Source organism: Candidatus Culexmicrobium sp. (assembly GCF_058356305.1).
Genome location: NZ_JBTVBB010000015.1, coordinates 18,946 through 38,181 on the forward strand (window position 1 = coordinate 18,946; position 19,236 = coordinate 38,181).

The following is a 19,236-nucleotide window of genomic DNA, read 5'->3' on the forward strand; positions in this document are numbered from 1 at the left end:
ATTTTCTCGTGGAGGCGATTTAGTGTTCAAACCTACATACTCGGCATTATGGTTTGGTAAGAAAAGGGAAATTGAAATTTTAAAGATTCTTCGAGTCCATTTAGAAACTATTGTTTCTACTATCGCTGCGATGAGAGATGTTGTATATGCTATATGTGATGAGGATTTTGATAAGGCTGAGAAAGTGTATAAAATGGTTTTTGATAGAGAACGTGAAGCAGATGATGTTAAGGAGAAGATTCTATCAGAGCTTGCTAAAGGTCCATTTCATCCATTTGATAGAGAAGATATTATGAGGCTGGTTTTAACTGCAGATGATTTGGCTGCATATGCAAAGTCCTCTGCTAGAAAGTTGTGTTTAGCTAAACCGACTAATATACCTGAGAAGGTTAAGGATGCATTGAAAAAGATGGCTGATTTAGTTTATAAGATTGGTGTTGAGCTTAAAACTGCCCTCGATACTTTAATTGATGAGCCTAAGAAGGCTATTGCTGCCGCAGACAAAGTTGAGCGATTAGAGGAAGCTATTGATGAGCATAGGAATATTTTGATTACGGAGATTTTAAAGTGGGCTGATACTTCTAGTAGGGTTAGTCACTGGTTGATAGTTAAAGAGGCTGTTGAAAGTATGGAGATGATTTCTGATAGAGCTGAAGATACAGCTGACGTTATTAGGGCAATATCTATACTTCGAGTGTAAAGTGTTTAGGTCTAAATTTAAATATTTGAATTATTATCTGCTTTTAAGGTGAATTATGTGGAAAAAGTAGTTCCAGATACTAGTATATTAATTGATGGAAAACTCTCCAGATTAGTGGAGAGTAGATCTCTATCTAATGTTGAGATAATTATTCCTGAAGCTGTTTTAGATGAGCTTCAAGCTCAAGCTTCTATTGGTCGTGAAATTGGTTTTCTTGGATTAGAAGAGGTAATTAAAGTTAGAAAGATTGCTGAGGGGAGGGATGATATAAAGGTTACATGTGTTGGTAGACGTCCTTCGCTTGAAGATATTCAATTGGCTCGTAAGGGTAGAATTGATGCATTGATTAGGGATGTTGCTCGTGAGTATGATGCTATCTTATTGACTAGTGATTATGTTCAAGCTCTCGTGGCTGAAGCTGAGGGTTTAAGGGTTATGTATCTAGAACCTGAGGCACCTAAAGTTAAGGTTAAGCTTGAAGACTTCTTTTCGCCTAATACTATGAGTGTTCATTTGAAGGAGGGTGTTCCACCACATGCTAAGAGAGGGAGACCGGGTAATTGGCGATTAGTTAAGATAAGAGATTCTCCTTGTACTCGGGCTGAGTTGGAGTATATTATTCGAGATATTCTGAAGCGTGCAAGGTTTACTAGTGATGCCTTTGTTGAGATAAGTAGGCAGGGTGCAATGGTTATTCAGTTGGGTGAATATCGTATTGCCATTGCTCGTCCACCATTCTCAGATGGTATCGAGATTACTGCTGTTAGACCTATTGTCAAGGTTACATTAGACGATTACAAGTTGTCTGATAGGTTGAAAAATAGATTTCTCGAGAAGGCTGAGGGTATATTGATCTGTGGGCCTCCTGGAGCTGGTAAATCAACTTTTGCTTCTGCTTTAGCTGAGTTTTATTATAAGGAGAAAAATGCTATTGTGAAGACTATGGAAGCACCTAGAGACTTGCAGGTTGGACCTGAAATTACTCAGTATGCTCCCTTGGAGGGTGATTTTACAAAGACTGCTGATATTCTTCTTTTAGTTAGACCTGATTACACTATATTTGATGAGCTTAGAAAGTCTAGGGATTTTGAAGTTTTTGTTGATATGAGATTGGCAGGTGTAGGGATGGTCGGTGTTGTTCATGCATCTAGTCCTATTGATGCGATTCAAAGATTTCTGGGAAGAGTGGATTTAGGTGTGATACCTCAAGTTATTGACACTGTTATTTTCATTAAGGATGGTGAAATTAGAAAGGTTTATGAGCTTTCATTAACTGTTAAGGTTCCCTATGGTATGGCTGATGAAGATTTGGCTAGGCCTGTAATTGAAGTTAGGGATTTCGAGACTGGTAATGTTGAATATGAAATTTACACTTTTGGTGAAGAGACAATTGTTGTTCCAATAGTTTCTTTTAGGCGTGAATCTCTTAAGCGTATAAGTGATAGGGTGCTGTCTTTGTTCAGGCAGTTTGATAGGGATGCTGAAGTTGAGATGCTTTCAAATAAGTTGGCTGTGGTTAGAGTTAGAAGAAGCTTGATGCCTCAGATTATTGGTCGTAATGGTAAGGTTATTAGTAAAATTGAGAAACGTTTAGGTATTCGAATAAAACTTATGCCTAAGGAGGAAGTTGCTGAGCATAGAGGAGAGTTATTGAATTATACTATTAGGGAGACGAAGTCTTCAATTATTTTTGATTTTGGTAAGGAGTTTGCTAAGAGATCTATTTCAGTTTATGTTGATAATGAATTTATTACTAATGCACTCTTAGATCGTAGGGGGAGGCTTAAATTTAAATTGAATAGTGAAGTTGGAAGTATACTTTCGAGGGCTTTAGAGACTGGTAGGAATATTCGATTTTTTGTTTAATTGTATTTTAACCGTAATCTTTAATACTATTATTTATCTGCCTTTTAATGGTGTAATAATGTCGTTTCACATAACTCTTAGTGAGAGAGTTTTCCCTGGTCTACATGATAGGAAGGATGACTTTCTCAAACAATTTAGTGATGAGATGGCTAGGCGTGGATTTAAATTGAAGGTTTCTAGAGAGAGTGGTTTTGATTTAATTTATAGTGATATGTTTGGTGAAGCTAAAATTTATGTTATATCTGATGGAAATGTATTACGCTTTGGATATAGGTTAGGGGTTTCATTTATAGTTTTAATATTAGCTGTTTTGTTTCCAATACTTGATTTTACTTATACTATTGTTAGTGCGATTATCGTTTTGCTTTGGGTTTTAAAGATTCTAATTTTGAGGGGTGCAATCAATGAATCAGCACATAACGCTTATCTCTTACTGACAGCTAAAAGTACTTCTTAATTATGATTTTTTGATTATTTAGATATATTTTTTATATTTAAATTTTCCTTTTTCATAACCGTTAAAGTTTTTATGGCAAGACTTAAATCTTAAAAATGTAATTGAGCTTTAGATTTATAAGTGGCAGGGTAGATGGTGAACATGGAAATGCGGTATGATCTCTCAAAATTAGATGTATCAAAAATGCAGGTTATACTAGCAACTGATGTTGGCAGTACTACTACCAAAGCTAGATTCTTTAAGAAAATTGATGGTCACTGGAGATTTATATGTGCTGGTGAAGCACCTACAACTGTTGAAAAACCATTTGAAGATGTTACTATGGGACTTAGAAATGCGATTAGAGAGGTCGAAGAGTTAACTGGTCATAAAATATTGAGAGATGATGGAACTGGAATAATTATTCCATATCAGGGTGGAAATGTTGGAGTAGATCTTTACGTTTCAACCAGTAGTGCTGGCGGCGGTTTACAAATGATGGTTGCCGGTGTAGTTAAGACTATGACTGCTGAGAGTGCTGAGAGAGCTGCTCTAGGAGCTGGAGCTATAGTTATGGATGTAATGGCAATTGATGATGGCAGACCTCCACACAAGAAAATTGAGCGAATGCGTTTCCTACGGCCAGACATGATTTTACTGGCAGGGGGAACTGACGGCGGGACAATAAGACACGTAGTTGAAATTGCTGAGTTGATTAAAGCAGCTGAACCAAAGCCACGTTTCGGTCTTGGTTATAAGCTCCCAATAGTCTATGCTGGAAATAAGGATGCTCGTTCACATGTCAAGGAAGTTTTAGGCGACAAATTTGAGTTAACTATTGTTGATAACATTAGACCTGTACTTGAAGTAGAAGTAGTTGAACCTGCGAGAGACGCTATTCATAGATTATTCATGGAACACGTAATGGCTCATGCTCCTGGATATCACAAGCTTACAGAATGGGTCATGGCTCCAGTAATGCCTACACCTGCTGGTGAAGGAATGATGTTTAGAACAATTGCTAGAATGTGGAAGATTAATGTATTAGGTGTGGGCTTGGGCGGTGCGACAACTAATGTTTACTCAGTTTATGAAGGTAAATTCGTTAGAACTGTAAGTGCCAATCTCGGTATGAGTTATAGTATATGCAATGTATTGAAGGAGGCTGGTGCTAAAAACATTATGCGATGGCTTCCATTTAGAATGGATGAAAGGGAGCTTAGAAATCGGCTAGCAAACAAGATGATTAGACCCACAACACTTCCACAAACATTAGACGACTTGATAGTTGAACATGCAGTTGCGAGGGAGGCCATTAGACTTGGATTTGAGCATCATAAATTGCTAGCTAGAGGTTTAAGGGGTGTTCAGAGAAGAAGAACTATTGCTGACATATTCGAGCAATCCTTAGAGGAGGAAACCTACATTGATATGATGAATGTCCAATTTGTTGGGGGAACTGGAGGACTACTATCCCATACACCTAGAAGACAGCAAGCAGCATTAATCTTGATTGATGCTTTCCAAGTTAAAGGTGTAACTAGATTGATGTGTGACAGTATATTCATGATGCCACACCTAGGCGTATTATCAACAGTTTATCCTGAAGCTGCAATGGAGATCTTTGAGAGGGACTGTATAGTTAAGTTGGGTACTTGTATTGCACTTGATGGACATGCAAAGAAGCCTGGACCAGCGGTTAAAGTAACAGCCTATATGCCTGATGGCTCTACAGTGGAAAAGGTAGTTAATTATGGATACATTGATAGAATACCACTACCAGCAGATCAAACTGCAAAGGTTCTCATAGAGCCTTCATCAGATTTTGATGTAGGTGCTGGTAAGGGTAAAAAGAGGGAAGCTGAAGTCTGGGGTGGTGCAGCTGGAATAATAATTGATGCTAGAGGTAGACCATTAACTTTACCAGAGGACTTTGAAACAAGGAGGAAAATGTTAATTTCCTGGTTTAAGGCTCTTAATGCATATCCTGATGAAATATTAGAGAAGGAGGAGATTTAGAGATGAGTTCAACTAAATCTAGTCATTCTGCACATGCGTATACTCCTGGTTTGAGGGTTTCACCACTATTTAGAGTTAAAAAGTTGCGTAGGCTTCCCCTTCCCGGCGAGGTTTTAGTCAAGGAAGGTGAAAGAGTAAATTATAATGATATTGTAGCTAGAACTAAGCTTCCAGGTGACATAAAACTGATAAGTGCAGCGGCTATTCTAGGTGTTGAGCCCGAGGAACTTCCACTTTATATGAAGAAGAAGGTTGGAGATGAAGTCAAGGCGGGTGAGATAATTGCAATGTACAGGGCTTTCTTTGGACTTATTAAATCGGAAATTAAATCCCCTGTAGATGGTTATATTGAACATATATCGAGTGTTACTGGTCAAGTAATTATTAGAGAGCCTCCCATTCCAATCGAAATTGACGCCTACATACCGGGAATTGTGACGGAGATTTTACCTAAAGAGGGTGTTGTCATTGAATGTGCAGCTACTTTCATTGAGGGTATTTTTGGAATTGGTGGAGAAAGACACGGTGAAATTTACGTAGCTGTAGACTCTCCGCGTGATGAATTAACTTTAGACAAGATAACTTCTGCTTGTGAAGGAAAAATAATTGTTGGTGGCTCTTATGCTTCAAGTGCTGCCTTAAAGAAGGCTATGGAGGTTGGTGCAAAGGGAGTTGTGATTGGGGGAGCAGACTTTAAGGATATTTCAGATTTCCTTGGATATGAGATTGGTGTTGCAATAACGGGGCATGAAGACATCCCATTAACATTAATTATAACTGAAGGTTTCGGAAGGGTAAGAATGGCTAAGAAAACCTTCGAGTTACTTAAAAAGAATGAGGGTAAATTGGCGGCTATAAATGGTGCAACACAAATTAGAGCTGGAGTTATACGTCCGGAAATAATTGTTCCTCAATTGGACATTAATCCTCTAGAGCTTCCAGAAGAAGAGGAAATTTATGTAGGTGGCATGCAACCTGGAACGAAGATTAGAGTGATAAGAGCTCCCTATTTCGGTGCGTTGGCAACAGTGGTAAGTTTGCCAATAGAGTTGCAGGAAGTTGAAACTGAGTCTCCTGTAAGAGTAGTGGAAATTGAACTTGAAGATGGTAGGAGAGTAATTGTGCCTAGGGCGAATGTAGAGTTATTTGAATGGTAGAGTTAGCGCTTTTCAATCCAGTCTAGGATAGATCTTTGACCAATTTTTTTGATCTCTATTCTTTCTCCTAAGATTGCTTTTTTAAGAAGTCTTAAGTCTTCATCCCATCTCCTAGGGCTCTCACAGATGATTATACTATTTATGCCACACTCATTTAGAACCCTAATAATATCATACCATGGTAAGTCAGATTCGTTAAGACCTAAATGTTCCAGTTCTCCTCCATAACCATACTTAATTCCCGAAATGTGCATTACTGGAATCCAGTCTTCAAATTTTCCTAGTCTTTCTTCGATTTTATCTATAACTTTTATTACATCTTCACTGCTTCGTATGATTCCTCTACCATAAGCATGTAGATGTGCCCAGTCTAAACAAATTTTTACTCCTATTTTTTCAGCTAAATCAATTATAAATGGTAGCGATCCAATTCCTTTTCTTTTTCCAGTATTTTCGATTAGAAGTTGAGTTTCGATTCGATTAATTATTTTTTCCAGCTCTGTAGCTATTTCCTCCTTTAGCTCCAACTCTGTTTTTTCTCCAAGAAATCCTAAATGAGTAACTGCATAAATTCCTCCTGCAACTTTCACTCTTTTGCAGAGTGCTGTAATATGTCCTTTTGATGCTTTCCTAATTTTTTTACTCGGTGATCCCAGATTGACTAGAAATGATGCATGTCCTCCAAGTTGAATTCCTTTTTTCTTAGCTAATTCTCCAATTTTCTTCATTTCTTCTAAACTGGGATAAAGTTTTAATCCTCTTTGAATTAGATTTTCTGAAAGTTCCTCGCCAAGTACACAATCTGTGAATATTAATTCGTCAACTTCTCCACTGATGTTCTTTAATTTTGTAAATTCATTTATAATCGCTTTGAAGTCTATTTTTTCATCTTTCCTTGTCTTGCCTAAATTTACTCCTGAAACCCCTAATCTAAGCGTATTTATCACCGTCTCATGCTCATCTTAATTGGAGTGACTTAAATGTATATTCATAATGTAGATAAATAATATTTATGGGGGTAAACTATGGGTTTTAAGGTTTTCATTTCCGTTGACATGGAGGGTATTTCTGGTATTGTGCATTCTGAGCATACAAGTAGAACAGGTAGAGAACATGATTATGCTAGAAAGCTTATGACTCGTGAAGTTAATGCAGCTATTGAAGGTGTTTTGTATGCTGATGTCGATGAAATAATTGTAAATGATTCACATGGAACTATGAGGAATATATTGATTGATCAATTGAATCCTAAAGCTAAACTTTTGACTGGTTCTCCTAAGATTTTGTCTATGATGCATGGGATTGATTCTACTTTTGATGCAGTCTTCTTTATTGGATATCATGCTAAGAGTGGAACTAAGATTGGTGTTTTAGATCATACTATTTCTGGTAAAGTTATTTCTGATGTCTCTATAAATGGAGTTTCAGTTGGAGAGGTTGGTATTAACGCTGCTATTGCAGGTTACTTTAATGTCCCTGTAGTATTGGTTACTGGTGATAGATCAGTGGTTAATGAAGCTAGAGATCTTTTAGGTAATGTTGAGTATGTTGTTGTTAAAGAGGCTGTAGGGCGTTATGCCGCTGTTTGTCTTCATCCAGATGTTGTCTATGAGAGGATTAGGGAGGCTGCTAGGAGGGCTCTAGGGAGATTAAGTGACTTTAAACCATTTAGATTTAATTCTCCATTTAATGTTGAAGTAACATTTGTTAATTCTGGAATGGCTGAAATTGCAGAATTGATTCCAAATGTAAAGAGAGTGGATGGAAGAAAAGTTTGCTTTGTTGAAAGTGACTTCATAACTGCTTTTAAAGTTTTGAGGGCTATGATTTATTTGGCTTCAGCAACTATTTGAGAGGGTTATCTATGTCTCTCCATCCTATCTTTAACGTTAAGAATGGTGAATTGTATGTTGAGGGTGTAAGGGTTATAGATTTAGTTGAAGAATACGGTACTCCTTTATATGTGTTTTCAAGTAGTAGGATTAGACGGAAGTATAGTGATCTTAGTGATGCATTGAGGGAATATTGGAAAAATATTTTAATTTGTTATGCATATAAGGCTAATCAAACTCTTGCAATTTTAAAGTTATTTAAAGAGCTTGGTGCTGGTGCAGAGGTGGTTTCGGGTGGAGAGTTATATGCTGCAAGGTTAATTGGAGTTAGTTCTAATAAGATTGTTTTCAATGGTGTCAGTAAATCGTTGAATGAAATTAGTGATGCTATAACTGTTCATGTAAGATTGTTAAATATTGAAAGCTTGTCTGAACTTAAAATAGTTAATGATCTTGCATCTAAAATGAATATTCAAGTTAATTTAGGAGTTAGAGTTAACTTTGATGTGCCAGCTAAAACTCATAGATATATCAGTACAGGTATGAGGTTTCATAAGTTTGGTTTGGATGTTAATGAAGCCTTTGAAGCTTACAAGTTAGCTTTGAAGTCAAAGTATATTCGTGTTAGAGGTATTCACGTGCATATTGGTTCACAAATATTGAATGTGAATCCTTTTGTGAAGGCTTCAAGTAACATTGTTTCTTTTGCTGAAAAATTATATAATACTTTAAGATTGAAGCTTGACACTATTGATCTTGGTGGTGGATTGGGTATACCGTATAGTTTAGATGATAAAGTTATATTACCTAAGGATTATTGTAGAAATGTTCTTCCAGTTATAACTGAAAAAATTGGATATATTTTTGATGAAGATTCAACTATTATTTTGGAGCCTGGACGTTACTTAGTTGGAGATGCTGGAGTGTTAATAACTAGAGTTAATTATGTTAAGCAAGTAGGTGAAATTAAATGGATTCTAGTTGATGCAGGTATGAATGATCTAATTAGACCTGCACTTTATAATGCTTTTCACAGGATTTTAGTTGTAAATAAATTCGATATTCCAGCAACTATAAAGTATAGTGTTGCAGGACCTATTTGTGAAAGTGCAGATGTATTTGCAATGAATTATTATCTTCCAAGAGTTGATGTAGGTGATATTTTGGCTATTTTAGATACTGGTGCATATGGAATTTCAATGTCTAGTCAGTATAATTGTAGACCTAGAGCTCCCATAGTTATGATCTATAATGATACTGTTCGATTGATACGGCGGAGAGAGACTTATGCCGATATCTTCATGTGCGACTTAAACTATAGATGAGAAACATAATTTATATAGATTTACAAATTTTTAACTGGTGGAGTATTTGAGAATAAGAGTAGTTAGCTATGGTGAAATTGAAGAAGATTTGAAGGAGAAAGTTCAGTTTATTGTTGATGAGTGGCTTCCTAAAATTATTAAAGAATTTGAACGTGATACTCAAATTCCATTTATAGCTGATATTGAAGTTCACAAAGCAAACTGGATTAAACGAATTAATGGAAAATTAATTTTAACATTTTCTTCAGGTTTCACATATAAGTATGATCCCAAAATTAACGTGTTAGTCCCAACAATTCAATTAAATGCAGCGAAAATATTGACTTATAATTATAATGAATTGAAAGCTATTGTTTATCATGAATACTTAAATTATCTCTATGACTGTTATTATGGATATGATGCTGTTAAGCCATTAATATGGAATGTAAGAAAACCTAAAGCTAAAATTTATGCTTCAATTTTTAGGAATTTAGAACGTGTCTTTGAGATGGCGTTAAGATGCTTTAAAAATGAGGATTCATTGATTGATTTTCTTGAATGTGAAATTGACAGGACCATTTCAATTCTAACACATAGAGGTAGACCTAAAGTTTTAGAGGGTTTTCCAGAGATTGAAGAGGAGGAAAGAAAATCGACTATTGAGGGTGCTCCTTGTCAAGTTGCCCTAACTATTAGGCCATTAATTTTAGTGGAAAGGATATTGGGGGGTAAAGAGCTTCCCAGCATTAAGGAATTATTGTATAAGAAGAAACTTGTTCTTGAGAAGTATCTGTTGATGATTAAATTATTTAGGGAAAGGGCTTTCTAATTTAGTTAAGATTTATTTTTCAAGTTGACTAATGATTATTTGATGATGATCCATTGCAGCTCTGACCTGTGATGAGTGACTCCAATGGCTGATTTAATCTAATTTCATTAATTTTACATCTATTTTGTCTACGTCATGTATAGTTATTTGAGCATAATATCCATACCTTAATGGTCCTGCGTTGACTATTATTGTTCGTCCAATTTTATCAATACTTCTAGCTTCATGTATATGTCCACAAACGTTTAATAGTGGCTGTCTTTCCTCTATGAATCTTCTTATACTTATGCTTCCAACATGTTCTCCCCAAGTTAGCTTATCGGTAGATGTATTATATGGTGGATTATGTGTCACTAAAACAATATTTTCTGAAAATGTTTTTCGTGAAATTTCATCAAATATATTTCTGAAATCATCCTCAGTATATTCGAAGGGTGTTTTGAAGGGTCCGACAAGTCCTCCTCCCACACCTATAATTTCTAGATTTTTAAATTGTATGATTTTTCTGTGTATACATTCTGTTCCTTCAACGTTGACTCCTTCCTTTAGCTTGGGATCATCCATGTTTCCTGGAACATAGAATATTGGTTTATTTGCTTCGGACAATTTTTTGAGGATTCCTATGGCTGTTTCAATTGACATGAAGGGAGATAAATCTCCACTAATTAATATTGCATCGAAATCATTTTTTGATGCTATGTATGATATTTGTGATGTTGTTTGTAGATTTCCATGGATATCTGTGATTGCCAATAACTTTACTTCCATATTTTCACCTATCCTCTATCTTCCAGTTCTTCTGTGAGAGATAAGTTCGATGGGGTTTAAATTTAATGGACAATTCTTCAATTTCTCCTCCTATAATCTCTATTTCATCTATTTTTGCTTTGCCTATTCCCCATTTATTTAGATAGTATAGGTATCCTATTTCTAGAGGATTGAAACCCATTAGTTTAGCTGTAAGTGCATCAACTGCAACTGGATCTAATCCAGCTACTGCGAATTTTGACATTATTGCTTCTCCTGAAACTGGACCATTTCCTTGCATTCCAACATATCCATCTATGATTGATAAGTGTGGTTTTACGAGTTTAGTTAGCTCTGCGATAGTTAAATTAATTGCTTTATATCCTCTATGAATTTTTGATTTATCATGGTTTACTAAGCTTCCAACTGCAATGTTCTTTATTGTTAGTGTTACAATTACAGTGTCATGGGTTTTTGGTCTGCATATTGAAATTCTAAAGTCACTGTCAACAACAGTTTTGGCAACTCTAACTTTTAGTTTCTTTTCTAGATTTTCATTCCATACTTTTATTGTGATATAGTTGTCTTCATTTAAGTCGACATATTCTACATTGTAGTCTTTAAGCTCATTATAATAGTTGTAGTTTCTTAGGCCTTCTTCTATTTTTGCTGAGGCTGCCCCTTCAGCAATAATAATTTTAGAAGAAGTATAGTTTGTTAAGAAGTCTAATAGCGCTTTTACTGCTTTTACATGTGTTGCTGAGAGTTCGACTTTAGTGGATACGAAGTTGGGTTTTATTACTATTCGTCTTTTCCTGCTTATTTCCTCCTCTATTTCTTTCTTTAGTAATTCTAATACATTTTTTACACCATGATAGTGTCCTTTACTCTTTGTAACTGCAACTTTACTCATCACATCAATTATATGGGTGAAATCATATTTAACATAAATTATTGTGTATTATGTTTCCAGATAATTTCTCCAATATTTTGAGGTACTTTCATGCCCATTTCTATTAACTTTTTCTTAAATTCCTTTGATTTCAGTGTATCTATGAATTTTGTTACAATTTTTTTCTTTTGACTCTCCTTTCTTATTAGGAAATCATAGTTTTCTTCTCTTATTGGTATGAAGTCTAGGTTGTATATTTCTGCTATTGTTTTAATGCTTATACCTACATCTGCTTTTCCGAGTACTATTGAAGTTGCTATTGAGGAGTGTGTTTTTGCCTCTATTTCATATCCTTTTATTCTTCTCACTATTTTCTTGAATGGTATTTTTTCTTCTTCTGCTAGTTTCTTTAGTTCATAGTCTAGTAGGATTCTTGTTCCTGAACCTTTATTTCTATTAATGAAGATTAAATCTTCTCTTAGTAGATCTTTAATGTTCTTTATTTTCTTTGGGTTGTTTTTCTTTACTATTAATCCTTGTTCTCTAATATATCCCCTGATTAGTACTGCATTTTTTAGACCATACTTTATTATGTATGGTATATTGTATGTCATGGTTTCTTCGTCTAGTAAATGTATTCCAGCTATGTCCGCTTCTCCTCTTTTTATTGACATTAATCCTGCTAGTGATCCTATATTAATTATTCTTACATCTATCTGTCCAATTTTTTCTTCCATAATTTCGATTAATGATTCTAGTGCTGGACAGTGGCTTCCAATTATTGAGATTTGCGGTGGTTTTATTTTTTCACTGAATAGTTTTACTTTAACTTTTTCTCCTGCTTCGATCAAACTTATGTTTTCAGGTACTATTATATATCCATCAGCTCTAGTTAATGTTGCAATTGCTCCACTATGTTTCAATAATGGATATGCTATTTCTTCGCCTTTCTCATTTACAATTATGCTTACAGGAATTAAGTTCATTCTTCCTTTTGCCGGGATTATTCTTGATGCTATTTTAACTTCTTTGTATTGTTCTTCTTCTTTTCTTTTTCTTCCAGAGAGTATTTGTATTATTGGTTTTACTATTAGGTTGAAGATTGTTAGTGCAGAAACTGGCCATCCAGGTAATCCAATTATTAATTTCTTCTTGGTTATGCTGATTACTGTAGGTTTTCCAGGCTTTACCTTTAATCCGTGAACTATTATTTCTGAGATATCGTCCATGACTCGGTATACGATGTCTCCTAGTCCTGCCGATGTTCCTCCTGAGATTAATATTAGATCTCCTTTTTCAACTGCTAATTCAATTTTCTCTTTTATTTCATTGTAATTGTCACCTACTATTCCTAGCATTATGGGTTTTCCGCCTGCTTCTTCTATTGCAGCTGAAATAGCATATGTGTTTACATCATAGACTTTGTAGTTTTTTAGTTTACTTCCTGGTTTAATTAATTCTTTTCCAGTTGATATTATTGGGATTTTAGGTTTTCGATATACTTTAACTTTATTTTTACCTAGTGCAGCTAGAACTCCGATTTCTCTTGGAGTTAGTATTGTTCCTTTTCTAAGAATTTTTTCTCCTATCATTAAATCTAAACCTGCATAGGCAATGTTTTCTCCAGGTGCAACTGGCTTAAATATTTCGACTATATCATTAACTCTCCTTGTATGTTCAACCATTACTACTGCATTTGCTCCTGGTGGAATTGCAGCACCTGTCGATATTTCTAATGCACTTCCATGTTCTACTCTTATTTTTGGTTCTTCTCCTGGTTCGATTCTACCTATCACTTTAAGTTTGACTGGTGAGTGATCATCTGCCTCAAAAGTGTCTTCAGCTATTACTGCATATCCATCCATTATAGATCTATCGAATGGTGGTAAGTTTATATGTGCAATAACGTCTTCAGCTAATATTCTTCCAAGTGCATTTGATATTTCAATTGTCTCTTGTCCAAGTGGTTTTAATGGGATTTTTCTTGATATGATGTTGAGGGCTTCTTCTATGCTCACTAATTTATGAAATATTCTGCGTGTCATATTATTCCTCCAATGCTCTGAGCAAAATTACTTCTACTTCTTCCTCCTCTTCAAGTCCTTCTACTTCTTCTGGAATTATTATTATGCCATTAGCTTTAGTTACGGTTGACAGTATACCCGAGCCTGTCAATTTTAGTGGTTCTGCATAATATTCATTATCTCTCCTAGTTATTCTTACTCTTAGGAAATCTCTTACACCTGGAGTTGATGCTATTCTTCTAGTTATTTTAGCTTTTATTTTGGGTTGTGGTAAAAATTTTATTCCACTTATTATTTCAATTATTGGTTTAACGAAAACTTCAAATCCTACTAGTGCTGCTACTGGAAATCCCGATAACATTGCTATAGGTTTACCTTTATAGATTGCAATTCCCGTTGGTTTACCTGGCTTTATTGATATACCGTGAAATAGTATTTTTGCTCCAAGTTTCTTGATCGCCTTTACTGTGTAATCCTTTCTACCTACTGATGTGCCTCCAGTTGTTATTATCATATCTAATTTTTTTATTGAATTTTTAATTTTTGTACAAATTTCTTCTATATTGTCTTGAACAATCCCTAAATCAATATATTCTCCGCCATTTTCAATTGTTAATGCAGCTAGCATGTATTTTGTGCTATTAATTATTTTTCCAGGCTGAATTTTACTGCCAAGTTCTATTAATTCACTTCCAGTAGATAAAATGCCTATTCTCGGTTTTCTATACACTTTTATTTTAGCTATGTTTAGTGATGCAAGTACTCCTATATCCCATGCTCTTATCACTTGATTTTTAGGTAGAACTATCTCTCCCTTTTTCAAATCCTCTCCTTTTCTTGCAATGTTTTTCCATTTTGGGAGTGACCTATAAACTTCAATGTAATTTTTTACTCTTCTTGCTTCTTCATATGGTACTATTACATCTGCCTCTTCTGGAATTTTTGCTCCTGTTGATATTTCGACAACTTCTCCTTGCTTTAGAGTTATTTGAGTTACTTCACCAGCTTCAACTTTCCCTACAATCTTCAATAGGACTGGATTTGTTGGTGAAGCTCCTCTTATATCTTCGCTTATTACTGCATATCCATCCATTGCTGCTCTATCGAAGGGTGGAATATCTATAGAGGCTTTAATTTCTTCTGCGGATATGCGTCCTAAACTTGAGAGTAAGTTTACTTCTTCAACTTCTTTTATTTTATACTTTATGTGATCTTTAATTTTATTTATTGCATTTTTAACTGTAGTTAACTTTTTAAATCCTAATCCAATAATAGCCATTGTTTTCCTCCAATTATAGTCTAAGCTTAGCTATTCTATAATTTTAGGTTGAAATTATTTATACTGAAATGACGTTATGGAGTGAATTATATTATAAGGGTTTAATTTTCTATGTTTTGATGCTTACGTCTTCAGCATAGAGTTCCACTATTTCACCGTTCTTCTTTTTCAATATGAGAGCTCCATCACTTTTTATGTCAATTGCATAGCCAACTAATTCTTCTTCATTGAAGATTCTAACTTCTTTTCCAAGTATAACGTCATATTTTCTCCATTCGCTTAGAATTTTTTTCTCCATATTACTTTCAATTAATTTTTTATATTCAATTAGATTTTTTATGATTTCATTTAATATTAATTTTATACTAAATTTTTTGCCTGTTTCTATCAGTATTGATGTTGCTTTTCCTCTTAATTCCATAGGGAGTTGCTCATATTTGATGTTAATGTTCAATCCTATACCTATTATTATGTGTTTTAGTTTTTCGCCGATAAATATTGCTTCAGTTATTATTCCACCCAGCTTCTTTTTGTTTATTGTAATATCATTTGGCCACTTTACTCTTACATCTATTTTACATATTTTGCTTACTGCCTTTCTCACTGCTAATGCTACTGCTAATGGTATTATGTTTAGGTTTTCTGTGTCTATTTTTAAGACAATTGATGTGTATAAGCCTCCAATGGGTGAATGCCATTTCCTCTTATATCTTCCATAGCCTCCTGTTTGTTCTTTGGCAATTACTATGAAGTTATTTTCACCTGTTTTACATGCTATTCTTCTGGCTATTTCTTGTGTTGATTTTACTTTATTGAATTTGTATATTTTCATTTTCATTTAAGTATTATTGTTGACATTGGTTTTAACTGAATCCCTCTTTTAGGCAGTTCTTCATATAGTTTTTTGGCTATTTCTACCGCTCCAGGTGTATCTCCATGAACACATAGTGTATCTATTTTACCTATTTCAATGATTTCTCCATTTATTGAGTAGGTAATCCCTTTAACAATCATGTTCACTGCTCTTTCTAAAACTTCTTCTGGGTCCTCTATTACTGCTCCTTTAATTTTTCTTGGTGTTAATGTTCCATCTGGGTTATATGCTCTATCTGCAAAGGCTTCTCTCGCCACTTTTAATCCATATTTCTCTCCTGCATGGATGAGTTTTGAGTTGGCTAGTCCAACAAGAATTAAATTATCGTCATATTGGGCGATGGCTTTCGCTATTGCTTCTGCTATTTCCATTTTTACTGCTGCTTTGTTATATAATGCTCCGTGGGGTTTTACATGTTGTAATTTCATATTGGATATCCGTGCGAATGCTTCTAGTGCTCCTATTTGGTATAATATATATTCTTCTACTTCACTTGGCTTAACTTCGATCCATCTTCTCCCAAAGCCCAGTAGATCTGGTAAGCCTGGATGTGCTCCTATCTTTACATTGTATTTTTTAGCTAACTCTACTGTTTTCCTTATGGTTGAAGGGTCTCCTGCATGAAAACCACATGCAATGTTTGCTGACGTAATATATCTCATGACTTCTTCATCTAATCCTAGCTTATATCGTCCATAACTTTCCCCTAAATCGCAGTTTAGATCGATAAGATATGCCATTATTCCACCCAAATTAGCTTATACTCTACAAATATAAGGGATTATCTATCAATTGAATATGAATGTTGATCTCAGAATTTGAGAAGAAGTATGAATTGGGCTTTGAAATTTTTCCTGAGCATTTTATTCCATATTTGAATTTTGTTGAGCGTAGATGTGTAGAGAAGTATGGTAGGAATATTTCTTCGATTAAAATTTCAGATGTAACTAAAACTTTAGAGTTGACTCTTATAGATAGGGATGGAAATTTAAGCTATAATATAAACCTGATTGCTGAGAGAAAACCCAAGCTTATAATAACTTCGTCTAAACCTGTCTCAATTCATGTCTTCCTTAATTTTGCAATTGATTTTCAATTTTTCACTTATCAGTTTACTAGACTTTCCAATGAGGGTACATTGGGGTTAGTTTTTATTCCCGGTCTTCCCATAGTTCCTTTAAGGCAGCTCTCTGTTGGTAAACAAATTTTAGCTAAAATTTTTAGTGGTAATCTTTTAATACTATACTTGGTTTTACTTTTCTTTGGATACTTGGTATTCGTGGTTTTTAGGGAGTATGCTCCTATAGTAATTGTTGCTTCTCAATTTATATTATTCTTGTCTGCTCCAAAATTATTGGCATATGTTGGAGACTGGATCCTAACCTCTGAAAATAGGGATATTCATGTAGCTATATGTAAAATTCCAATTCATGTTTTTAGAGAGCTTATTACAAAGAGATGGAGTGAAATTAAGGATATTAAACGTGGAATTTATGAAGAGACATTAGGTAAAGGATTGTCTCTCTCCCCTAATATTGTTAGTAAAGTCTTAGAAAGATGGAATATTAATTGTCCACCAAGCAAGGTGTATATTAGAACTATTCATTTATATGACTTAGTTGAGGAAGTTGTAAAGGTATATGGCGTCCCGGTACCTAAAATAGTTATTGCTAACACCTTTATACCAAATGCTGCTACTACTGGTCCTTTATTGAGATTTACGAATTTACTTGTAACTACTGGTTTGACTTTAACTCTTAATGATGATGAGATAAAGGCGGTTATTGGACATGAATTGAGTCATGCGGTGAATAGAGATCCATTGCTATTGTTTTTATTTACTAGTGTTGAATACCTTGTTAGAGTTTATGTTTTATGGGGTTTGAAGTGGCCCTTCGATTTAATATACTTCTTCCTTTCAATAACTGCTTTATATTTTGTTGCTAAATTTTTAGAGGCTAGAGCTGACCTAGAAGCTGCATATAAGCTTAAATCCCATGAAACTTTAATTAATGCTTTAATGAAAATAGGTTTTCATCGTCTTTTCTATGAGAGGTATAAAAGTTATAGGCTTCAAAGATGGATTGGTTGGGATCCTCATCCTCCTGTTTATTTTAGAATTTTAAGGCTTGAAAAAATTGATTTAAAGAGGAAACCTAAGTCATTTATTTTAAGATCTGCTAAAGATTGTATTTCTGGGTTTATTTCTACTATTACTTCTTAAGTTTAATTACATTAAGCCAGTCTGGAATCCACTTTTTTTGAACCATTATTTCATAGTTTTTCCATACTCTTTTTTCAGTAACATATCTTGTTTTCATCCCCATTCTTTCCAATTCCTTTAAAATTACTTCATATAATTCCTCGGGTTTCCAAACCATTCCTTCTCTGAATGCTTTATGGATTGCTTTTCTTATATCAGAATTTTTAGGATATCCTTTCATTCTCATTGCTTTATATTTGAGAGAATTATTACTACTAATACTTTCTTCTTTTCCGTTTAATTGGCTTCTCTATTACTACGGCAACTTCAATGGGACAATTTACATTAATTCTTTTTCTCCATTCTCTTCCAATAGCCATTAAAGTAAAGATTCCTTCTAATTTCCCTCTAGACTTTCTAACTAGATTTGTTAATGCCTTTAATGTTTTACCTGTTCTCACAATATCATCTACAATTAATACGCTGTCTACAGATCTAATTGACCCCTTAGGAATATATAGTGTAGTTAACTTTGCTGGACTCTCCGATGGATAGGATTCTTCAATAAACTCTCTAATACCCACATCCTTTGCTCTCTTAGCTACAACTAGAGGTACCTCTAGTATACTTGAAACCATTGTTGCTAATGGCACACCATCTACTGCTGCTGTCATAACTTTATTTATTCTATGGCCTGCAAACTTCATACATACATGTTGTGCTGTATGGGTTAAAATATAGGGGTCATAAATTACACCACTAATGTCAATATATCCGTCAGGTGTAAATCTTAATCTCTTCATAATTAGAGAATTTAAACTTTCAAGTTTTTCTAGTGCCTTCCATAGCTTCAGAGCGGTTTCTTCACTTGGCAGAACTGAACCCCTAACGTATCTACATAAAACAGCTTCAGGAAGTCCAGTATACTTAGCTAGTTCACTATAAGGATAAGATTTCTTGATAAGTCTCAACTTTTCTACAGTCATCAACCTTATTTTAAGGCTGTCGAACCTTGTGGACATTCTCTTTCACCGTTAGTAGTTAAAATTATTATATGTTTTCACTATTAAT

Annotated in this window: 18 protein-coding genes; 9 read left to right on the forward strand and 9 right to left on the reverse strand. The window is 34.6% G+C overall.

Going from position 1 to position 19,236, the window contains the following annotated elements; translation table 11 throughout:
* The first annotated feature begins 22 nt into the window (after positions 1 to 22).
* The 5 genes from ACW8TM_RS04220 (at position 23) to ACW8TM_RS04240 (ending at position 6,178) form a co-directional block, all read left to right on the forward strand.
* Positions 23 to 700: a DUF47 domain-containing protein gene (locus ACW8TM_RS04220; RefSeq protein ID WP_491532029.1), complete on the forward strand. Its 678-nt coding sequence runs from the start codon at positions 23 to 25 to the stop codon at positions 698 to 700.
* Positions 701 to 757: 57 nt separating this feature from the next.
* The gene (locus ACW8TM_RS04225) at positions 758 to 2,566 is read left to right on the forward strand and encodes a PINc/VapC family ATPase (RefSeq protein WP_491532030.1); all 1,809 of its coding nucleotides are present in this window, start codon (positions 758 to 760) and stop codon (positions 2,564 to 2,566) included.
* Positions 2,567 to 2,624: 58 nt separating this feature from the next.
* A complete protein-coding gene (locus ACW8TM_RS04230) occupies positions 2,625 to 3,023 on the forward strand; it encodes a hypothetical protein (RefSeq protein WP_491532031.1) in 399 nt (132 codons plus the stop codon).
* Between the two features lie 141 nt (positions 3,024 to 3,164).
* Positions 3,165 to 5,021 carry a glutamate mutase L gene (locus ACW8TM_RS04235; protein WP_491532032.1) on the forward strand — a complete coding sequence of 619 codons (1,857 nt, stop codon included), beginning with the start codon at positions 3,165 to 3,167 and terminating at the stop codon, positions 5,019 to 5,021.
* A gap of 2 nt (positions 5,022 to 5,023) precedes the next feature.
* Positions 5,024 to 6,178 (forward strand): hypothetical protein, encoded by a 1,155-nt coding sequence (locus tag ACW8TM_RS04240; protein ID WP_491532033.1) that lies wholly within the window; start codon positions 5,024 to 5,026, stop codon positions 6,176 to 6,178.
* A gap of 2 nt (positions 6,179 to 6,180) precedes the next feature.
* Here ACW8TM_RS04240 and ACW8TM_RS04245 read toward each other — a convergent pair whose 3' ends face one another.
* Entirely contained in the window at positions 6,181 to 7,125 is a 945-nt protein-coding gene (locus tag ACW8TM_RS04245) for a TIM barrel protein (RefSeq protein ID WP_491532034.1), read from the reverse strand.
* Between the two features lie 78 nt (positions 7,126 to 7,203).
* Here ACW8TM_RS04245 and ACW8TM_RS04250 point away from each other — a divergent pair, with 78 nt between their 5' ends.
* The 3 genes from ACW8TM_RS04250 to ACW8TM_RS04260 are packed head-to-tail and all read left to right on the forward strand — an operon-like array spanning position 7,204 to position 10,146.
* Positions 7,204 to 8,031 (forward strand): M55 family metallopeptidase, encoded by an 828-nt coding sequence (locus tag ACW8TM_RS04250; RefSeq protein ID WP_491532035.1) that lies wholly within the window; start codon positions 7,204 to 7,206, stop codon positions 8,029 to 8,031.
* A gap of 11 nt (positions 8,032 to 8,042) precedes the next feature.
* A complete protein-coding gene (lysA, locus tag ACW8TM_RS04255) occupies positions 8,043 to 9,335 on the forward strand; it encodes a diaminopimelate decarboxylase (protein WP_491532036.1) in 1,293 nt (430 codons plus the stop codon).
* A 46-nt stretch (positions 9,336 to 9,381) separates the two neighbouring features.
* Entirely contained in the window at positions 9,382 to 10,146 is a 765-nt protein-coding gene (locus ACW8TM_RS04260) for a hypothetical protein (protein WP_491532037.1), read from the forward strand.
* A gap of 93 nt (positions 10,147 to 10,239) precedes the next feature.
* Here the strand turns inward: ACW8TM_RS04260 and ACW8TM_RS04265 are convergent, their stop codons facing one another.
* The 6 genes from ACW8TM_RS04265 to ACW8TM_RS04290 form a co-directional block, all read right to left on the reverse strand.
* Positions 10,240 to 10,914, reverse strand: coding sequence for a metallophosphoesterase family protein (locus ACW8TM_RS04265; RefSeq protein ID WP_491532038.1), 675 nt, complete (start codon positions 10,912 to 10,914; stop codon positions 10,240 to 10,242).
* A 4-nt stretch (positions 10,915 to 10,918) separates the two neighbouring features.
* Positions 10,919 to 11,806, reverse strand: coding sequence for a DUF362 domain-containing protein (locus ACW8TM_RS04270; RefSeq protein WP_491532039.1), 888 nt, complete (start codon positions 11,804 to 11,806; stop codon positions 10,919 to 10,921).
* Positions 11,807 to 11,844: 38 nt separating this feature from the next.
* Positions 11,845 to 13,830: a molybdopterin biosynthesis protein gene (locus ACW8TM_RS04275; RefSeq protein WP_491532040.1), complete on the reverse strand. Its 1,986-nt coding sequence runs from the start codon at positions 13,828 to 13,830 to the stop codon at positions 11,845 to 11,847.
* A 1-nt stretch (position 13,831) separates the two neighbouring features.
* A complete protein-coding gene (locus ACW8TM_RS04280; RefSeq protein ID WP_491532041.1) occupies positions 13,832 to 15,088 on the reverse strand; it encodes a molybdopterin molybdotransferase MoeA in 1,257 nt (418 codons plus the stop codon).
* Between the two features lie 109 nt (positions 15,089 to 15,197).
* Entirely contained in the window at positions 15,198 to 15,920 is a 723-nt protein-coding gene (locus ACW8TM_RS04285) for a biotin--[acetyl-CoA-carboxylase] ligase (protein WP_491532042.1), read from the reverse strand.
* 2 nt (positions 15,921 to 15,922) lie between these two features.
* Positions 15,923 to 16,702 (reverse strand): LamB/YcsF family protein, encoded by a 780-nt coding sequence (locus tag ACW8TM_RS04290; protein WP_491532043.1) that lies wholly within the window; start codon positions 16,700 to 16,702, stop codon positions 15,923 to 15,925.
* 95 nt (positions 16,703 to 16,797) lie between these two features.
* Here ACW8TM_RS04290 and ACW8TM_RS04295 point away from each other — a divergent pair, with 95 nt between their 5' ends.
* Positions 16,798 to 18,186 carry a M48 family metallopeptidase gene (locus ACW8TM_RS04295; RefSeq protein ID WP_491532044.1) on the forward strand — a complete coding sequence of 463 codons (1,389 nt, stop codon included), beginning with the start codon at positions 16,798 to 16,800 and terminating at the stop codon, positions 18,184 to 18,186.
* Here the strand turns inward: ACW8TM_RS04295 and ACW8TM_RS04300 are convergent.
* Positions 18,176 to 18,406, reverse strand: coding sequence for a hypothetical protein (locus tag ACW8TM_RS04300; RefSeq protein ID WP_491532045.1), 231 nt, complete (start codon positions 18,404 to 18,406; stop codon positions 18,176 to 18,178). The two genes, ACW8TM_RS04295 and ACW8TM_RS04300, sit on opposite strands and share 11 nt — an antisense overlap.
* Before the next feature lie 34 nt (positions 18,407 to 18,440).
* Positions 18,441 to 19,187 (reverse strand): phosphoribosyltransferase family protein, encoded by a 747-nt coding sequence (locus ACW8TM_RS04305; RefSeq protein WP_491532046.1) that lies wholly within the window; start codon positions 19,185 to 19,187, stop codon positions 18,441 to 18,443.
* Positions 19,188 to 19,236 lie beyond the last annotated feature (49 nt).

Bases quoted from the DNA above. Each gene is read 5' to 3' on its own strand.
- ACW8TM_RS04230 (WP_491532031.1), top strand. From the start codon at position 2,625: ATGTCGTTTCACATAACTCTTAGTGAGAGAGTTTTCCCTGGTCTACAT.
- ACW8TM_RS04235 (WP_491532032.1), top strand. From the start codon at position 3,165: ATGGAAATGCGGTATGATCTCTCAAAATTAGATGTATCAAAAATGCAG.
- ACW8TM_RS04240 (WP_491532033.1), top strand. From the start codon at position 5,024: ATGAGTTCAACTAAATCTAGTCATTCTGCACATGCGTATACTCCTGGT.
- ACW8TM_RS04250 (WP_491532035.1), top strand. From the start codon at position 7,204: ATGGGTTTTAAGGTTTTCATTTCCGTTGACATGGAGGGTATTTCTGGT.
- lysA (WP_491532036.1), top strand. From the start codon at position 8,043: ATGTCTCTCCATCCTATCTTTAACGTTAAGAATGGTGAATTGTATGTT.
- ACW8TM_RS04265 (WP_491532038.1), bottom strand. From the start codon at position 10,914: ATGGAAGTAAAGTTATTGGCAATCACAGATATCCATGGAAATCTACAA.
- ACW8TM_RS04270 (WP_491532039.1), bottom strand. From the start codon at position 11,806: ATGAGTAAAGTTGCAGTTACAAAGAGTAAAGGACACTATCATGGTGTA.
- ACW8TM_RS04275 (WP_491532040.1), bottom strand. From the start codon at position 13,830: ATGACACGCAGAATATTTCATAAATTAGTGAGCATAGAAGAAGCCCTC.
- ACW8TM_RS04280 (WP_491532041.1), bottom strand. From the start codon at position 15,088: ATGGCTATTATTGGATTAGGATTTAAAAAGTTAACTACAGTTAAAAAT.
- ACW8TM_RS04285 (WP_491532042.1), bottom strand. From the start codon at position 15,920: ATGAAAATATACAAATTCAATAAAGTAAAATCAACACAAGAAATAGCC.
- ACW8TM_RS04290 (WP_491532043.1), bottom strand. From the start codon at position 16,702: ATGGCATATCTTATCGATCTAAACTGCGATTTAGGGGAAAGTTATGGA.
- ACW8TM_RS04300 (WP_491532045.1), bottom strand. From the start codon at position 18,406: ATGAAAGGATATCCTAAAAATTCTGATATAAGAAAAGCAATCCATAAA.
- ACW8TM_RS04305 (WP_491532046.1), bottom strand. From the start codon at position 19,187: ATGTCCACAAGGTTCGACAGCCTTAAAATAAGGTTGATGACTGTAGAA.